Source organism: Micromonospora sp. NPDC049359, from assembly GCF_044466585.1.
GTDB lineage: Bacteria > Actinomycetota > Actinomycetes > Mycobacteriales > Micromonosporaceae > Micromonospora.
The window spans coordinates 79,208-95,213 of sequence record NZ_JBITMW010000014.1 but is presented as its reverse complement, the minus strand read 5'-3'; the positions used below and the strand labels follow the sequence as shown (position 1 = coordinate 95,213).

Annotated in this window: 17 protein-coding genes; 12 read left to right on the top strand and 5 right to left on the bottom strand. The window is 71.8% G+C overall.

Annotated features, from left to right (window positions below; all coding sequences use genetic code 11):
• Positions 1 to 93: 93 nt before the first annotated feature.
• Positions 94 to 1,356 carry an MFS transporter gene (locus ACIBTX_RS27510; RefSeq protein WP_357170569.1) on the top strand — a complete coding sequence of 421 codons (1,263 nt, stop codon included), beginning with the start codon at positions 94 to 96 and terminating at the stop codon, positions 1,354 to 1,356.
• Here ACIBTX_RS27510 and ACIBTX_RS27505 read toward each other — a convergent pair.
• The gene (locus ACIBTX_RS27505; protein WP_357170027.1) at positions 1,340 to 2,434 is read right to left on the bottom strand and encodes a DUF4037 domain-containing protein; all 1,095 of its coding nucleotides are present in this window, start codon (positions 2,432 to 2,434) and stop codon (positions 1,340 to 1,342) included. The genes ACIBTX_RS27510 and ACIBTX_RS27505 overlap by 17 nt on opposite strands.
• 121 nt (positions 2,435 to 2,555) lie before the next feature.
• On the opposite strand from ACIBTX_RS27505, the gene ACIBTX_RS27500 reads away from it, so the two are divergent.
• The 4 genes from ACIBTX_RS27500 to ACIBTX_RS27485 all read left to right on the top strand — a co-directional run bounded on the left by ACIBTX_RS27500 (position 2,556) and on the right by ACIBTX_RS27485 (position 5,559).
• On the top strand, positions 2,556 to 2,771 hold the full coding sequence (locus ACIBTX_RS27500; protein WP_357170024.1) for a hypothetical protein: 216 nt from the start codon (positions 2,556 to 2,558) through the stop codon (positions 2,769 to 2,771).
• A gap of 59 nt (positions 2,772 to 2,830) precedes the next feature.
• Positions 2,831 to 3,760, top strand: a complete 930-nt coding sequence (locus ACIBTX_RS27495; RefSeq protein ID WP_396833171.1) for a 5'-3' exonuclease H3TH domain-containing protein — start codon at positions 2,831 to 2,833, stop codon at positions 3,758 to 3,760.
• 84 nt (positions 3,761 to 3,844) lie between these two features.
• Complete coding sequence (locus ACIBTX_RS27490; RefSeq protein ID WP_396833170.1) at positions 3,845 to 4,579, top strand: DUF1963 domain-containing protein; 735 nt, start codon at positions 3,845 to 3,847, stop codon at positions 4,577 to 4,579.
• A 119-nt stretch (positions 4,580 to 4,698) separates the two neighbouring features.
• A complete protein-coding gene (locus ACIBTX_RS27485; protein ID WP_357118481.1) occupies positions 4,699 to 5,559 on the top strand; it encodes a class I SAM-dependent methyltransferase in 861 nt (286 codons plus the stop codon).
• 118 nt (positions 5,560 to 5,677) lie between these two features.
• Here ACIBTX_RS27485 and ACIBTX_RS27480 read toward each other — a convergent pair whose 3' ends face one another.
• Positions 5,678 to 6,394, bottom strand: a complete 717-nt coding sequence (locus ACIBTX_RS27480) for an isocitrate lyase/phosphoenolpyruvate mutase family protein (RefSeq protein ID WP_357118478.1) — start codon at positions 6,392 to 6,394, stop codon at positions 5,678 to 5,680.
• A gap of 191 nt (positions 6,395 to 6,585) precedes the next feature.
• On the opposite strand from ACIBTX_RS27480, the gene ACIBTX_RS27475 reads away from it, so the two are divergent.
• From ACIBTX_RS27475 to ACIBTX_RS27465, 3 genes are read left to right on the top strand one after another with little or no spacing between them, the layout of a single operon-like run.
• Entirely contained in the window at positions 6,586 to 7,044 is a 459-nt protein-coding gene (locus ACIBTX_RS27475; protein ID WP_357118475.1) for an SRPBCC domain-containing protein, read from the top strand.
• Complete coding sequence (locus tag ACIBTX_RS27470; RefSeq protein ID WP_357118472.1) at positions 7,041 to 7,391, top strand: metalloregulator ArsR/SmtB family transcription factor; 351 nt, start codon at positions 7,041 to 7,043, stop codon at positions 7,389 to 7,391. The genes ACIBTX_RS27475 and ACIBTX_RS27470 overlap by 4 nt, the downstream gene beginning before the upstream one ends.
• Position 7,392: 1 nt before the next feature.
• A complete protein-coding gene (locus ACIBTX_RS27465) occupies positions 7,393 to 7,836 on the top strand; it encodes an SRPBCC domain-containing protein (RefSeq protein ID WP_357118469.1) in 444 nt (147 codons plus the stop codon).
• Positions 7,837 to 7,844: 8 nt separating this feature from the next.
• Here the strand turns inward: ACIBTX_RS27465 and ACIBTX_RS27460 are convergent, their stop codons facing one another.
• The 3 genes from ACIBTX_RS27460 to ACIBTX_RS27450 all read right to left on the bottom strand — a co-directional run bounded on the left by ACIBTX_RS27460 (position 7,845) and on the right by ACIBTX_RS27450 (position 9,853).
• On the bottom strand, positions 7,845 to 8,147 hold the full coding sequence (locus ACIBTX_RS27460) for a GNAT family N-acetyltransferase (RefSeq protein ID WP_355051143.1): 303 nt from the start codon (positions 8,145 to 8,147) through the stop codon (positions 7,845 to 7,847).
• Between the two features lie 83 nt (positions 8,148 to 8,230).
• On the bottom strand, positions 8,231 to 8,500 hold the full coding sequence (locus ACIBTX_RS27455) for a GlsB/YeaQ/YmgE family stress response membrane protein (RefSeq protein ID WP_357118463.1): 270 nt from the start codon (positions 8,498 to 8,500) through the stop codon (positions 8,231 to 8,233).
• A gap of 180 nt (positions 8,501 to 8,680) precedes the next feature.
• A complete protein-coding gene (locus ACIBTX_RS27450; RefSeq protein WP_357170009.1) occupies positions 8,681 to 9,853 on the bottom strand; it encodes a beta-propeller fold lactonase family protein in 1,173 nt (390 codons plus the stop codon).
• Between the two features lie 236 nt (positions 9,854 to 10,089).
• On the opposite strand from ACIBTX_RS27450, the gene ACIBTX_RS27445 reads away from it, so the two are divergent.
• The 4 genes from ACIBTX_RS27445 to ACIBTX_RS27430 all read left to right on the top strand — a co-directional run bounded on the left by ACIBTX_RS27445 (position 10,090) and on the right by ACIBTX_RS27430 (position 15,963).
• Positions 10,090 to 10,809 (top strand): DUF1223 domain-containing protein, encoded by a 720-nt coding sequence (locus tag ACIBTX_RS27445; protein WP_357118457.1) that lies wholly within the window; start codon positions 10,090 to 10,092, stop codon positions 10,807 to 10,809.
• A 63-nt stretch (positions 10,810 to 10,872) separates the two neighbouring features.
• Complete coding sequence (locus ACIBTX_RS27440) at positions 10,873 to 11,247, top strand: MmcQ/YjbR family DNA-binding protein (RefSeq protein ID WP_357170004.1); 375 nt, start codon at positions 10,873 to 10,875, stop codon at positions 11,245 to 11,247.
• Between the two features lie 172 nt (positions 11,248 to 11,419).
• On the top strand, positions 11,420 to 14,332 hold the full coding sequence (locus ACIBTX_RS27435; protein WP_396833169.1) for a glycosyl hydrolase: 2,913 nt from the start codon (positions 11,420 to 11,422) through the stop codon (positions 14,330 to 14,332).
• A 338-nt stretch (positions 14,333 to 14,670) separates the two neighbouring features.
• Positions 14,671 to 15,963 carry a cytochrome P450 gene (locus tag ACIBTX_RS27430; RefSeq protein WP_357394275.1) on the top strand — a complete coding sequence of 431 codons (1,293 nt, stop codon included), beginning with the start codon at positions 14,671 to 14,673 and terminating at the stop codon, positions 15,961 to 15,963.
• Positions 15,964 to 16,006 lie beyond the last annotated feature (43 nt).

The window sequence follows — 16,006 nt, the reverse complement described above, 5'->3', positions numbered from 1 at the left end:
TCCTCCCTCTGTCCCGCCCCGACTATAGTCCGTTCCAGAATGGAACGCACTGACACCGGGAATGCCGCGGCGCGACGAACGGGGGCCGACGACATGCACGTCGACGCACGGGCCGGGGTGTTCTGGCGCTGGTGGACCGCCGGCACGACCAGCATGGTCGGGTCGGCGGTCGGCGCGGTGGCCCTGCCGCTGACCGCGCTGGTCGTCCTGAACGCCTCCGCCTGGCAGATGGGTCTGATCGCCGCGGCCAGCTACGTCGCCTGGATCGTGATCGGCCTGCCGGCCGGTGTCATCGTGCAACGCCTGCCGCTGCGCGGCGCCCAGGTCGGTGCGGACGTGGCCCGAGCGCTCGCCGTCGCGTCGATCCCACTGGCCTGGTGGTGGGGGCAGCTCACGGTGACCCACCTGGTGATCACCGCGCTGGTCGTCAGCTTCGCCAACGTGCTGTTCGACGTGGCCAACTCGACCTTCCTGCCCAGCATCGTCGAGCGCGAGCAGTTGCAGTCGCGCAACAGCCTCACCTCGGCCACCCACGCCGCGACCCTGCTCAGCGGCCCCTCGCTCGGCGGACTCGCCGTGCAGGCGCTCGGCGCGGTGCCCACCCTGCTCGTCGACTCGGCCAGCTACCTCGTCTCCGCGGCTCTCCTGCGTACGCTGCCCGCGCGCCGGGTCGACGCGCCCGAGCACTGGCCGCCGGTCGGTGCGCTGATCCGCGAGGGCTGGCGCTACGCCGCGTACCACCCCGTCATCGGTCCGTGCATGTGGGCCGCGACGGCCATGAACTTCGTCTGCGGCGCGCAGTTCGCGCTGCACCCGCTCTACCTGGTCCGCGACCTGCACGCGCCACCCGGCCTGGTCGGCGTCCTGCTCGCCGTCGAGGGTGTCGGCGCGCTGGTCGGCGCCGCCCTCACCACCCGGATCACCAGGTGGCTCGGCAGCGCCCGCGCGCTGGTCGCCGCCGGATTCACGACGGTCGTCGGCGCGGTCCTGATTCCCGGAGGCACCGGTTGGCCCGCGTACGTGGCCTTCGCCGCCGGCAGCATCGTCTTCTCCCTCGGCACGGTCGTGCTCAGCGTGACCACCCGCACGTACCGGCAGATCGCCAGCCCGCCCGAGCTGCTCTCGCGGGTGATGGCGACCGTACGGTTCGTCTCCTGGGGCGCGATCCCGGTCGGTGGGCTCGTCGCCGGCGCGCTGGCCGGCCCGCTCGGCACGCGCGCCACCCTGCTCGTCGTCGCGGCTACCCTCATCGGTGCGCCCCTGGTGCTGCTGCTCTCACCGGTCCGGCACCTGCACGACCTCACCGACCATGACCGCGACGAGAGCCGGCGTCCGGCCGTCACCGCTGGTCGGTGAGCGCATCCGACCACAGACCGCCGGCCACCCGGCGAGCCCTGGCCGCGTCGCCGAGCACGTCGACGCTGTGCACGTACTGGTCGACCGCACCCCACAGCGGTCGGTCGCGCATGGTCGGATCGGTCATTGCGGCGCGTAGCGCGACGGCGACACGCTCGGCACGCAGCACCAGGAACGGCCGGCGGTGGAACGGGACGGCCCGGGCGCGTACCGGCGCTGCCAGAGACGTTTCGTCGGTCCACCGGGCCATGGTCTCCAGCGCCTCGACCAGACCAGCCTGGCGTCGGGTCCAGTCGCCCGGGCCCACCGCCTCGGCCAGCGCCGCGACCACCGGGGCCGCGCCGGGCAGTCCGGCGAAGACCGTGCCGAGCCACTTGTCGTACGGCGGCCAGCGCCGACGCAGCAGCAGACCGAGCCGGAGCAGGTCTCTGGCGAGGCCCCCGGTGACGATCCGGCTGCCCAACTCGTCGCCGACCTCGGCGCACCGGCCGGGCAGGTGCTCAGCCTGCGCGACCCGGGTCCACACCGCGGCCAGGACGTACCGCCACACGTCCGGCGGATACCACCGCACCGCGTCCCGCCGGGCCGTCAGCGCCCCGTCGAGCCCGTCGTGGAAGACCGCGCCGCCGGTCACCTCGGCGAGCCGCTGGGTCGGGCACGCCAGCCAGTCCGCCGTGCCGACCCCGGCCATCGGGTCGAACCCGAGCCGCTGGCGCCACCACACTGCCACGTCGTCGATCGTGACCCCGTGCCGCGTCCCGGCCGCGTCGGCGACGCCCAGTCGACCGTCGTCACCGGCGAAACGAGTGGGCCAGCCCAGGAAGGCCGCGGGCAGCTCAGCGTCCAGTACGGCGCGCAGTCGCGGGATCGCGGCGACGTCCGCCGGCCCGACGAACACCTGCACCCGAGGACCCCAGTCGTGGTCGGTGGACCGGGCCGTGTCCAGGCCGAGCACCTCCGAGCCACCGTCGAGCAATCCCGCCGCGTACCGCAGGCCAGGGAGGCGACCGCGCAGGATCGGCGCGACCACCTCGTCGTGGTACCGCCGGGCCAGCACCAGGCCGGGAAGGAACGCCACACCGGCAGTCTGCGCCGTCGGCGGCCCGGCCCGCACGCTGGTTTCCCGGGTGGGACCGGGGCGGGGGCCATAGCCTGGGATCGGGAGGCCGACATGGGTGGCCCCGACCGGGAGGGCCGACGTGACATCGAACGACGCGAACCGGGCGGCGACCCGCCGTCGTCGGCAACTGTGGGCCGGAGTCCTCGCGCTCGTCGGCCTGGTCCTGCTCGTGATCGGCCTGACGGTGGCCGACGGCGTCGCCGCCTGGGTCGAGGTGGTGGTCGCGATCCTGTTGCTGGTGACCAGCTACGTGGTGCAGCACCTCGCCCGCCGCGACACCGTCTATCGGCGCTGACGCCGCTGGGCGGCCGGGCGTACCGCTGATCGTCGGAGGGCTGTGCCAGGCTGTCGGGCGTGGCACACCGACCCCCGATCCTGCTGATCGACGCAGCCAGCCTCTACTTCCGGGCCTACTTCGGCATTCCGGAGTCCGCCGCGCGCACCGACGACGGCCAGCCCGTCAACGCGGTGCGTGGCTTCCTCGACATGCTCGCCACGCTCATCCGTGGTCGCGGCGCCGACCGGATGGTGTGCGCCCTCGACTACGACTGGCGACCGGCGTGGCGGGTCGAGCTGCTGCCGTCGTACAAGGCGCACCGGGTGGCCCCGCAGGGCGGCGAGGTCGTCCCCGACACGCTCTCCCCCCAGGTGCCGATGATCCTCGAGGTCCTCGACGCGGTCGGCATCACCGCCGTCGGCGCGAAGGGCTACGAGGCCGACGACGTGCTCGGCACGCTGTCGGTGACCCAGCCGGGCCCGGTCGAGGTGGTCTCCGGCGACCGGGACCTGTTCCAGCTCGTCGACGACTCCCGGGACGTGCGCCTGCTCTACGTCGGGCGCGGCGTGGCCAAGCTCGACGACTGCGACGACGCGGCGGTACGCGCCCGCTACGGCGTGCCGGCCGATCGGTACGCCGACTTCGCCGCCCTGCGCGGCGACCCCAGCGACGGGCTGCCCGGGGTGCCGGGCGTCGGCGAGAAGACCGCCGCGCGGCTGATCGAGCGGTACGGCAGCATCGACGGCGTCCTGGCCGCGCTGGACGACTCCGACTCGTCGTTCGCGCCGGGTCTGCGTACCAAGCTGGCAGGCGCCCGCGACTACCTGGCCGTCGCGCCGACGGTGGTCCGGGTGGCCCTGGACGTGGCCCTGCCGGAGCTGCCCACCGCGCTGCCGACGGCCCCCGCCGACCCGGAGCGGCTGCTCGACCTGGCGGGCCGGTGGAACCTGGCCGGCTCCGCCCGACGACTCGTGGACGCCCTGGCCGCCCGCGTCGAAGCCGGCTGAGGAGACCCGGCCCGGCGCGGCGTCGAACCCGCGTGGCGGTCGCGCCCCGATGTCTGTCGGACCTTTCCGGCACAATGCCTGCCCATGGACGTACGACAGGAGTTCCGGGCCGCGGCCCGGGAGCAGGGCGTGCCGGCGGACGAGATCGAGCGCTGGGTGCGGCTGGCCCGACCACAGACGGAGCTGGTTCCGAAGGGCGACGGCCTGCCGGTGGTCGGTCGGTTCGGCGGTCTCGCAGCGTTGCCGCAGGGCCAGGAGTGGCCGCCCGGGCAGTGTCTCGTGTTGACGCTCGACCTCGCCGCGATCCCCTCGCACGGGCACGACCTCGACCTGCCGGCCGACGGGTCGCTGCTGTTCTTCGTCGAGCCGCGCTTCACGCCCACCCGGTGCCGGGTCGTGCATGTGCCGGCCGGCACTGCGGTGACCGAGCGCCCCAACCCCGGGGTGCCAATCTTCGATCCGGTCCCGCTGCACGCTCGTGCCGGCTGGAGCCTTCCGGAGAACGAGCGCGAGACGCCGTTCGACCTTCGTCTGGACGACGAGGTCGAGGAGGCGATCGGGGAGGTGATGTGGTACCTCGACGGCAACGACCACGAGTTCTCCCTCGGCGGCTACGGCGCCGCCAGCACCGGCGGCGCGGACAATCCCATCCTCGACGCCACCGAGCACACCGTGCTGGCCACCGTCTGGCTGGACGAGGGGCAGGTGGGTGACGCGTTCGGCGAGACGTTGATCGTCGTCAACTTCATGATCAGGCATACGGACCTGGCCGAGCGCGCCTTCGACCGGATCTGGCTGATGACGGACTTCAACGGCTGACCCGGTCAGGGGCGCCGACGGCGTGTGTGGCGGCGCGACGGTGTCGGGGCACCGCCCTAGTGCTGTGACCACGAACGTTCACGGTGTTGGGTGACGCGCCGCCTAGCTAGGCTGAACGCATGACTCATGCGGCGGAACCGATCGAACCGTCCGGGGTGTGGGCCACAGCCGTGGGCGTGGCCCGGGTGCGGGCAATGGAGACGGCACGCGAGCAGCCGCTGTTCCGCGACCCGCTGGCGCTGGCATTCGCCACGGCCGGCGGGAGAGGCCCCGGGACGCCGCCGCCCCCGCGCACGGACGAGGCGGCGCGGCGCCGCTGGCTCGGTGTGGCCTTCTCGATCGTCATCCGGACGAAGTTTCTGGACGACCTGCTGGATCGGGCGGTCGCGTCCGGCGTCCGGCAGGTCGTGCTGCTCGGGGCCGGGATGGACAGCAGGGCCTTCCGGATGGACTGGCCCGCGGGTACGCGGTTGTTCGAGGTCGACACGGCCGAACCGCTGGGCTTCAAGGCCGCGGTGCTGCGTCAGGAGCGTGCCGTTCCGCGCTGCGAGCGGATCACCGTCCCGGTCGACCTCCGCGAGGATTGGTCCGCCGCCCTGGCCGCGGCCGGGCATGATCCGGCGCAGCCGACGGTGTGGATCGCCGAGGGGCTGCTGATCTATCTACCCGGGGACGCAGTGGAGTCGCTGCTCGAACGGGTCGGCGCGCTGTCCGCCGCAGGCAGCAGGATGGGCCTCACACTGGGCTCGCGCGGTGTGGTCGAACGCTTCCGGGGGGATGCCGTTTCGGGATCGGCAGCGTCGATGTGGGTCTGGGAGATGCCGGAGGACCCGGTCGGCTGGCTGGACGGCCTCGGCTGGGAGGCGGAGGCCTTCACCCTGCGTGAGCGCGCCGAGGCCTACGGACGTCCTGCGCTCACCCCGCCTCAGCAGGACGAGGGCGCGGGCGGGCTCGTCTCGGCGGTTCGCGCCGCGCCCTGATCACTGCGCCGCCGCATCCGTACGAGATCTGTCACCGACACAGCCTGACCGCCACGACGCCGTCCGACCAACAGGCCCGACGGCCTGTCGGCCAACGTGAACGTTCGTGGTCACGGCACTAGACGCGCAGGTTCGCCGCCAGGTCGCCGATCGCGCCCATCGCGTACCGCTGCAGGCCTGGGCCGAAGGTGATGCGGGTGGCGCCGTTGCGGGCCAGCGCGGCCACCGACTCCCGGCTCGGGGCGGCGGCCATGTTGATCGGGCCGGCGATGCCCTTGCGCAGCGCCGGAAGGACGTCGATGGGCGCGCGCAGCGGGTAGACGCAGTCGACCCCCGCCGCCACGTAGAGCTTCGCGCGGGCGATCGCGTCGGCCGGATCGCCGGTGCCGAACAGGAAGGTGTCGACGCGCGCGTTGATGACGAGCGCGTCGCCGGCCACCGCCCGCACCTCGGCCAGCCAGTCCGCGTGCCGCTGCGGTTCCTTGAGCGTGGCGTGCCCCTCGGAGTCCTCCAGGTTGCAGCCGACGGCACCGGCCTCCAGCAGCCGCTCGACCAGTTCGGCGGGCGTCAGCCCATACCCGTCCTCGACGTCGGCGGAGACCGGTACGGACACGGCCCGGACGATCCGCGCCACCGCGGCGAACATCTCGGCGGCCGGGGTCGCGCCGTCCTCGTAGCCGAGGGAGGCCGCGACTCCGGCGCTGGGCGTGGCGAGCGCGTCGAATCCGGCGTCGGCGAAGACCCGGGCGCTGCCCGCGTCCCAGGCGTTCGGCAGGACGAGCGGGTCGCCGGCCGGGCGGTCGTGGTGCAGGGCACGGAGCACGGAGGCAGTCATCGTTCAGGTCTCCCGGGGGTCGTGAAGGGACGACGGTGCGGGCCGGACAGGCCACCCGACCTGCACCGTACCGCCGTCGCACGCGCCATGCCGCCGGGAGACCCGCCGCACCGACGCGCAACAAAAGGTTGCACGTCGCCGCCGGGCCGTTGTACCGTGACGCAACCAAAGGTTGCGAGAGGGTGGTACGCATGGAGTACGGAGTGATCGAACGCGACATCGACGTCGACGCCTCACCCGAGGTGGTCTTCGAGGTGATCAGCCAGCCCGAGCACGTGCGGGAGTGGTGGCCGGACGACGCCCGGTTCGAACCGGTCGCGGGCGCGCCCGGCGAGCTGGTGTGGCGCGACGCGCAGACCGGCGCGACGACGACCGTCGACCTGGCCGTCGTCGACGTGGACCCGCCGAAGCGGTTCTCCTTCCGGTGGTGCTTCACCGAGCCGGACCGCGGCGGCCAGTCGTTGCTGGTCACCTTCGACCTCGTTCCGACCGCCACGGGGACCCGCGTCCGGATGACGGAGACCGGGTTCCGCGAGATGGGCTGGGAGGTCGCCCTGCTGGAGAAGCAGTACCAGGACCACGTCAGCGGGTGGAACCACTACGTCCCGAACCTCGGCGCGTACGTCACCCGGCTGGTCGCCACGTCATGACCACGGCAGTCGACGATGCCCTGTGGTCGGCGATCGGCGATCCCATCCGGCGCAGCATGATCGACCTGCTGCTCACCGGCGGGCCCGGCACGGCCACGTCACTGAGCGAGCGACTCCCCGTCACCCGCCAGGCCGTCTCGAAGCACCTGACCGTCCTGGACCGGGTGGGCCTGATCCACTCGACTCCCGCCGGTCGGGAGCGTCACTACCAGGTCGACGAGGCGCAACTGGCCCGCGCGGTCGCCCAACTGACCGCCGTCGGGGCGACCTGGGACGCCCGCCTGCGCCGGATCAAGCGGATCGCCGAGACGATCGAACGTCACCGCACCGACAACCACGGAGAATGAGATGGTCGACATTTTGCACCGGGTCGGCGTGGTCGCCCCGCTCGACGACGTCTACCGCGCGGTGGCCACCCCGGAGGGACTCGCCGGTTGGTGGACGACCGACACGGTCGGCACGAGCGAGGTCGGCGGGCAGCTGGCCTTCCGGTTCGGCGACGTCGGTGGCTTCGACATGCAGGTCCTCGACCTGGACCCGGGCGGCCACGTCCGCTGGCGGGTTACCGGGGGTCCTGAGGAATGGGTCGGCACCGAGATCGACTGGCACCTTGACCAGCGGGGCGACCACACGATCGTCCTGTTCGCCCACGAGGGCTGGCGTGCGCCGGGCGAGTTCATGCACCACTGCAGCACCAAGTGGGCGACGTTCCTGATGAGCCTGAAGGAGCTGGTGGAGACCGGGCGGGGCAGGCCCGCCCCGGACGACGTCGCGATCAGCGACTGGCACTGAGCGCGGGGCTACTTCACCTTGCGGGTGGACCGTACGACGATGTCCTCGTACTCGGGGTGCTTCACCAGCCACTCGGCGAGGAACGGGCAGATCGGCACCACGCTGCGGCCCTTGGCGCGCGCGTCGTCCATGACGGCGCGCGCCAGGGTCGAGCCGACGCCCCGACCCTCGTACGCCGGATCGACCTCGGTGTGGGTGTAGGCGATGATGGCGCCGGTCAGCTGGTAGGTGACGATGCCGGCGACCGCGTCCGTCTCGTCGCGCGCCTCAAACCGCTCCCGCGCGGGCACGTCTGTCACGGTGAACTGCACCGGATCATCCAAGCACAGCGCCCGTGGCGACCAGTCGTCGCCACGGGCGCGTGGGGGACGCGGGCCCCCGAGGGAGCGGGGCGTCAGGAGCGCCGCCGGCCCAGGACGGCGGCGGTGCCGGCCACACCGATCGCGGCGAACACGACCTGCAGGAGCAGCTCGATCCAGTCGATGCCGGCGGTGTCGTCGACGCCGAGAGCACCGGCGACGAGCGTGCCGAGGATCGCGGCGAGCACGCCGATCGCCAGGGTGAGCACGATCGAGATGTTCTGCTTGCCGGGAACCACGAGGCGACCGAGGGCGCCGATGACCAGGCCGATGATGATGGCGGTGAAGAAGCCCTGGATTTCCACGGGGGCCGTCCCTTCCGAATGCGTTGTCGTCAGCGACGTCTGGTTGCCCCACGCCCGGCCCCGCCGAAACCGGCGATCGGCCCGCGGGCTGATTTGTCACACAGTTGTCATGTCCCGGCCGGGACGGGAACGCGCGCTGGTCCCGGCCGAAATCGACCGGGACCAGCGGGGTGTGGACGGTCAGGAGGCGGCGATGCCCTCCATGCCGATGCCGTCGGTGAACTTCGGCAGGCCCTCGACGGTGGTGACGAGGCGCAGCGAGCCGTCGTCGTTCACCTCGTAGCCCTGCACGTTGCCGGCGGCGGCGTTCTGGACGTACAGGAAGCCGTCGCTGGTGGTCATGTCGATCGACCCGCCGCCGGTGTCGGCGGCGACGCCGTGCACGAGCTGGAGCTTGCCGTCGTCGTCGACCTTGTAGGCGCTGATCGTGGAGCTGCCGGCGTTCGCGACGTAGAAGTAGTCGCCGACCCGCTGGATCCAGCAGGGCGCCTGCTGGCCGTTCGGCACCGACGGCCCGAACTGGTCGAGGGCGCCGTCGTCGTCGATCTCGAAGCGGCTGACCTCGTTGCTGCCGGACTCGGTGACCAGCACCGAGTCCTCGCTGTCGAAGGTGAAGCCGAACGGCGTGGACCCGGCGTCACTGATGACCGGCTGGCGGGACAGTTCGCCGTGGCGACCGATCTCGTAGCTGAACATGACGTTGGCTGCCTTCGTCGACACCAGGACGAACTCGCCTTCCGGGTCGATCTTGACCTGGGCGGGAGCGGTCATGAACGCCGGCGGGTTGCCGTTGTGCAGGCCGAGCGAGCGGTTGGCGCCGTGGATCGGCGACAGGCGTCCCTTGTCCAGCTCGAAGCCTTGCACCGACCCCTCGCCACCGGCGTTGAGCACGTAGACGAGGTGGTCGCGGACCGTGACGCTGACCGGGAGCAGACCCCCGGACCAGATCACCTGCCGCTTGTGCAGCCGGGTGCCGTCGACGTCGAAGACGGTCACGGTGTTGCTGCCGGCGTTAACGGCGAACAGCAGCCCGCGGTGGTAGATCAACGACCCCTGCGACGCCAGCGCGTCGACCGGCGCGCCGATGGTGAAGCCGCCGAGGCCGCCGGTCTCGTACTCCCCCGCCTTGCTGAGCTGGCCGTCGTCGTCGCGCTCGTACACCTTGATGGTGTTGCCCTCGGCCTTGTTGGTCTGGACGAAGACCGCGCCCTCGCTGCCCCGGTGGTGTCCGCGTCCCCCGCCGTCATCGTGGCCACCTGCGGGACCGCCGTCCGCGAAGGCGGCCCCGGGAAGGCTTCCGGCGCTGGTCAGACCCACCAGGAGGGCCGCCGCTAGCGCTACGCTGCGCTTCATCACTGATCTCCTTAGCCGCAACTCACGAGGAATGAGAGTTTTTCTCTCCTTCGCAAGCTATCGGAGGAAGATCCCCCTTCGCGGTTGGTTACCCGTAAGTGGCATCGCCGCGCGTAACGGCGGATTTGTGCTACAAGAGGCGTTCCAGGAGCCGGAACCACCTCGCTGCCCAGGCGTCGTCGGCGCGGTAAGGGGAATCGCAGAGCGGTCAGCGGTCGCACCGGAGGAGACACACCATGACGAACCCCGCACCGGGTCCACGCTCGTCGATGAACGGTGGTGGTGTCGCCGTCGTGGAGTTGTTCACCTCCCAGGGCTGCAACAGCTGCCCGCCCGCCGAGGAGCTGCTCACCGAGATCGAGCGCGACGCCCGCACGCGTGGGGAGCCGGTGTTCGCCCTCGGCTTCCACGTGGACTACTGGGACGATCTGGGCTGGCCCGACCAGTTCGCGGACGCGGCACACACCGCACGGCAGGAGGCGTACGCCCGCGCCTTCGGCTCCGGACGTCTCTACACCCCGCAGATGATCGTCAACGGCAGCGTGGAGTTCGTCGGCTCCGACCGGGGCCGGGCCGCGAGCGCCATCGCGTCCGCCCTGACGTCGGCCGCCGCCGCGCCCCTGACGGTGTCGGTGCCGCAGGTCGGCGGAGGCGGCACGCCGTTGGTCCTGGACTACCGGGTCGAGCGGCCGCCGCAGCGCGCGGTGGTGAACGTGGCGATCGTGCAGCGCGGCCTGGACAGCGCGATCGCCCGGGGCGAGAACGCCGGCCGGACGCTGCGGCAGGACAACGTCGTACGCGCCTTCGCGTCGACACCCCTGCACGGCGAGCGGGGGCAGGTGGAGCTGGCCGTGCCGCCGGACCTCGACCCGGGCCAGGCCACGGTGATCGGTTACGTCCAGCGCGAGGCCGACCGGGTGGTCGTGGGCGCCGCGGCGGTCGACCTGTCCGGCTGAGTCCTGTCGGTCCCGGTGCGTACTCTCGGCTCATGCGAATGGCGCGTGACGTGCGGGGTCCCGGTGGCTGACGCCGACGACGTCCGCCGCCTGGCCCTGGCCCTGCCCCAGACCGTCGAGATCGACAGCGAGGGCTTCGACTTCCGGGTGGCCGACAAGGGTTTCGTCTGGTCCTATCCGGAGCGCACGCCCGGCCGGCCACGGGTGATCCGCCTCGACATCGCGGTGCTGTTCGTCGGGGACGAGGCCGAGAAGCAGGCGCTGCTGCTCGGTGAGCCCGACGTCTTCTTCACCACGCCCGGGTACGACGGCCTGCCGCTGGTGCTGCTGCGCCTGGCGGCCGTCGACGTCGACCGGCTCCGCGAGCTGGTGACCGACGCCTGGCGGATGCGCGCGCCGGAGGCGCTGCACGCCGAGCTGGACGGGGTCGGCCGGTAACCCCGGTCAGTTCGCGACATCCGCACGCAACCGAACGGACACATTGACGGGAATCTCGACGGTCGATTACCGTGCCGTCTGAGAGAGCGCTCTCTCGATCGACGTTTTCCACAATTCAGACGCAAGGCGCCGGGGCGGCACGATCCGCGCCCGGACGCGCGATGGAGGCACCATGAAACCTCCCGTCCCCCACCGCCGATGGGCGCTGGCAGCCGCCACCGCCCTGGCCCTGGTCGTCGGTGGCCTCACGATCCCCGTCACCCGTGCCGCCGAGGCCGCGCCCGTCGGCGCCGGCAGCTACACCACCACCCCGGTCGGCGCTCTCCCCACCGGCTGCGGGCAGATGTCCAGCAACCCCCGGCAGTTCGCCACCGCCAACGCCCCCGCCGGAGCGGTGCCCACCAACGACTGGTGGTCCTCGCTGCTGTGGAAGCGCACCGACTGCGCCTTCAGCGAGCCCCTGCACGCCCACCCCACCTCGTACGACACGTTCACCGACGGGCTCGGCTTCTCGGCCAACTCCACCCCCGCCATCAGCGGCACCGCCACCGGCGTCGGCGAGTACCACTACCCATACGTGCAGGACATCCGCGTCGGCGTGGCCGGGCTCGCCGCGCCCCAGGTCAAGGTGGACGGCTGGACCGACTGGACGGTCAGCCCGTACTGGAGCGACGGCGCCCGCACCCTGCGCGCCACCATCGGCCACGGCCTGCCGTTCGCCTACTTCCAGGCCACCGGCGGGGACGCGGTGATCGGCACGTCCGGCACCCCCGAGGTGTGGTCCAACAGCGGGACCACCATCGGCTTCCGGGTCAACGGCCACGACTACGTGGCGTACGCCCCGAGCGGCGCGAGCTGGACCGTCAGCGGTGGCCGTATCTCGTCCACCCTGGCCGGTCGCGGCTACTTCTCGGTGGCCCTGCTGCCCCCCACGGGCAGCGCCAGCGAGCGCGCCGACCTGGCCACCACCTACGGCCGGTACGCGCACGCCCACGTCACCGGCACCCGGATCTCCTACTCCTACGACCCGTCGACCAACGGCCTGAGCACGACGTACGCCTTCACCACCACCGCCCGCGAGGGCAGCGCCACGCAGACCGTGGTGAGTCTCTACCCGCACCAGTGGAAGTCGCTGGCCGGCTCGACCCCGATCACGCCGACCTACCCGTCGGCGCGGGGCCGGATGAAGGTTCTCACCGGGATCAACCAGTTCCGTACCGCCATGACGTTCCAGGGCGTGCTGCCGGAGCTACCGGCCGTCGGCGACGGCAGCGGATCGGACCTGTCCACGTTGACCGGTCACCTGGCCGCCGCCCGGAGCAACCCGATGGACCAGCGCGGCAACGACACGTACTGGACCGGCAAGGGGCTCGGCCGGGCCGCCCGGATCGCCGAGATCGCCGACCTGGTCAACGACACCACCACCCGCGACAGCGCGCTGAACGCGATCCGTTCCACGCTCACCGACTGGTTCACCGCCTCCACGGGCAAGACCAGCAAGGTCTTCTACTACGACGCCAACTGGGGCACCCTGATCGGCTACCCGGCGTCGTACGGCTCGGACCAGGAGCTCAACGACCACCACTTCCACTACGGCTACTTCATCGCCGCCGCCGCGACGCTGGCCAAGTACGACCCGTCGTGGGCCGCCAGCAGCCGGTACGGCGGCATGGTGGACCTGCTGATCCGCGACGCCAACAACTACCGCCGGGACGACACCCGCTTCCCGTACCTGCGGGACTTCGACATCTACGCGGGGCACGACTGGGCGTCCGGGCACGGCTCGTTCGGCTCCGGCAACAACCAGGAGTCGTCCTCCGAGGGGATGAACTTCGCCAACGCCCTCATCCAGTGGGGGCAGGTCACCGGCGACACCGCCGTCCGGGACGCCGGCATCTTCCTCTACACGACGCAGGCCGCCGCGATCCAGGAGTACTGGTTCGACGTCAGCGACCAGAACTTCCCGGCCGCCTTCGGGCACTCCACCGTCGGCATGGTCTGGGGCGACGGCGGGGCGTACGCCACCTGGTTCAGCGGCGAGCCGGAGATGATCCAGGGCATCAACCTGCTGCCGGTCACCGGCGGCCACCTCTACCTGGGCGCCAACCCGGCGTACGTGCGCACCAACTACGCCGAGCTGGTCCGCAACAACGGCGGGCCGCCGACGGTGTGGCAGGACATCCTGTGGCAGTTCCAGGCCCTCGGCGACCCCGACGCGGCCCTGTCCAACCTGCGCGCGAACCCGGGCTACACCCCGGAGGAAGGCGAGAGTCGGGCGCACACCTTCCACTGGATCCGCAACCTCGCCGCGCTGGGCACCGTCGACACGACGGTCAGCGCCAACCACCCGCTCAGCGCGGTCTTCTCCCGTAACGGCGCGCGCACCTACGTGGCGTCGAACCCGACCGCGAACCCGATCACCGTCACGTTCTCCAACGGCACGCGGCTCACGGTGGGGGCCGGACGGACGGCCACCACCGGGGCGTACACCTGGAGCGGCGGCAACGCCTCCGGCGGCGTACCGCCGACGAGCACGCCGACCACCGCACCGCCCACGACGGCACCGCCCACGACGGCGCCACCGACCACGGCCCCGCCGACCACGCCGCCGCCCAGCTCAGGCTCGCCGACGCGGTACCTGCTCGCCGGTGGCGGGTTGGGCAACGCGGGCAGCACGGCCACGACCACGGTCGCGGCCGCCAACGGAAACCACGACGGTACGCCGACGAACGCCCAGGTCTTCACCACGACCGGCCTGAACCTCACCTACTCCGGTGCGCAGACCGCGTTCGACCTGTTCGTGGACGCGGGAACGGCCGTCGGCAACGGCACGCAGGTACGGGTCTCCTACGACCTGACCGGCAACGGCAGTTGGGACCGGACGGAGACGTGGCGCTACTTCGCCACCGACCCGGTCACCGGCTACGAGCACTACACCCAGAGCGCCGGCCTGGCCTCGGCGACCGGGACGTTGGGCACGTTGAGCAACGGCACGGTCCGGGTGGAGGTCTGGTCGGCCATCGGCAACAACCCCACCACCCTGGGCATCGGCAACCAGTCGGTGCTGCGCCTTCCGTACTCCTGACCGGTCCCTCCGCGCCCGCCGTCGGCCGTGCCCCGGCCGACGGTGGGCGCGGTGCCGTCACCCGGGGCCCGGGCGATCGTTGCCCGGAAATGGGGAAGCGCGGGTACGACGGATCGGGGCAAGCACCGGCCTGCAACGTGCAGCGGGCGAGGGCCGAGATGGTCCTGCATTTCACAAATCACGGCACCGCTAAATAGATAGACACCAATCTTGACGTACGCATCGGGGCAGCGCACCGTGAGGAGCAGGCGGCGGATGCCCACCATTGTCGGCCCGCCTCGCGCGACGGACGGAATGCGAGCGCCGCTGAATTCGCGCGGCGTGTCAGGAGGCATTCGATGCAGTTGAATCCGTACTCAGGAGCCTATCTCAGCGATCCCGCCGCCACCTGGCGACGCATTCTCGACGATCCCGCTCGGGCGTTGTACGCCGAGGATCTGGGCCTGTGGTTGATCAGTCGGCACGCGGACGTCCGGCGGGCCCTCGCCGACGCCACGACGTTCGGCAACGCCCTCACCCTGGCCCCGGTGTACGAGGTCTGCCCGGCGGCGATGAGCCTCGTCACGCAGCTCGACGCGCCGCCGACCACGGTCGCCGCCGACCCACCGGTGCATCCCCGTACCCGCCGCGCCCTACGGGCGACCTTCGCCAACACCGCCGAGCGGGCCGAGGCGGAGTACGGCCGGATCGTCCGCCGCCGCGTCGAGGACCTGGTGTCCCGGCTCGTCGCTCAGCAGGGCCGGCGGGTGGACCTCGTCAGGGAGTTCACCACCGAGCTTCCGCTGCTGGTCATCCTGGACATCCTCGGGGTTCCCGACGCCGACGTCGACCGGATCCGGCGGTGGGCGGACGGCCAGGTGGCCCTCATCTGGGGGCAACCGGACGAGGACGAGCAGGTACACCTGGCCCGGGGCCTGCTGGACTTCTGGCGCTACTGCCAGGACCTGGTGCGGCAGCGACTCGACAGCGGCGCCGAGGGCGGCGATTTCATCAGCCGCGCCCTGGCCTACCGCGACGATGACGACGACGTGCTGACCGTGCCGGAGGTGGCGAGCCTCGCCTTCAACCTCCTGGTGGCCGGGCACGAGACGACCGCCGGGCTGCTCGCCCACGCGCTCGACGCGACCCTGTCCAGCCCGCACCGGTGGCGCGCACTCGTCGGCGACCCGCGTTCCGTGCCCGCCTTCGTGGCCGAGACCCTCCGGTTCGCGCCCGCCATCGACGGCTGGCTGCGGGTGACCCGTCGGGACGTCACCCTGGGCGAGGTCACCATTCCGGCGGGCGCACGCTGCCTGCTGATGATCGGGGCGGCCAACCGGGACCCGTTGGTGTTCGCCCGACCGGACCGGTTCGATCCATACCGTACGGACGCCGCCGATCACCTGTCATTCGGCCACGGACCACATTTCTGCATCGGCGCGGCATTGGCGCGATTGGAGGCCGACGTCGCGCTGACCCACCTCGCCGCGACCATTCCCGGCCTGCGCCTCTCCCCCGACCATCGCCGTTCGTTCACCCCCAATGTGTCGTTCCGGGCGCACGACGCCCTGCTCGCGACAATCGACATCCACGCGCCCGCCGACGTCCCGGAGGCAACCCCGACCGCTCCGGCCACGGCACAGGCCGCCTGACGGGCAGGCCACGGCGGTGTCGACCGGTGCGGCGGCCCGGGTC

Coding starts and splice junctions, on each gene's coding strand:
- ACIBTX_RS27450 (WP_357170009.1), bottom strand. CDS start 9,853: ATGAAGCGCAGCGTAGCGCTAGCGGCGGCCCTCCTGGTGGGTCTGACC.
- ACIBTX_RS27435 (WP_396833169.1), top strand. CDS start 11,420: ATGAAACCTCCCGTCCCCCACCGCCGATGGGCGCTGGCAGCCGCCACC.
- ACIBTX_RS27465 (WP_357118469.1), top strand. CDS start 7,393: ATGGTCGACATTTTGCACCGGGTCGGCGTGGTCGCCCCGCTCGACGAC.
- ACIBTX_RS27430 (WP_357394275.1), top strand. CDS start 14,671: ATGCAGTTGAATCCGTACTCAGGAGCCTATCTCAGCGATCCCGCCGCC.
- ACIBTX_RS27510 (WP_357170569.1), top strand. CDS start 94: ATGCACGTCGACGCACGGGCCGGGGTGTTCTGGCGCTGGTGGACCGCC.
- ACIBTX_RS27470 (WP_357118472.1), top strand. CDS start 7,041: ATGACCACGGCAGTCGACGATGCCCTGTGGTCGGCGATCGGCGATCCC.
- ACIBTX_RS27480 (WP_357118478.1), bottom strand. CDS start 6,394: ATGACTGCCTCCGTGCTCCGTGCCCTGCACCACGACCGCCCGGCCGGC.
- ACIBTX_RS27485 (WP_357118481.1), top strand. CDS start 4,699: ATGACTCATGCGGCGGAACCGATCGAACCGTCCGGGGTGTGGGCCACA.
- ACIBTX_RS27475 (WP_357118475.1), top strand. CDS start 6,586: ATGGAGTACGGAGTGATCGAACGCGACATCGACGTCGACGCCTCACCC.
- ACIBTX_RS27445 (WP_357118457.1), top strand. CDS start 10,090: ATGACGAACCCCGCACCGGGTCCACGCTCGTCGATGAACGGTGGTGGT.
- ACIBTX_RS27490 (WP_396833170.1), top strand. CDS start 3,845: ATGGACGTACGACAGGAGTTCCGGGCCGCGGCCCGGGAGCAGGGCGTG.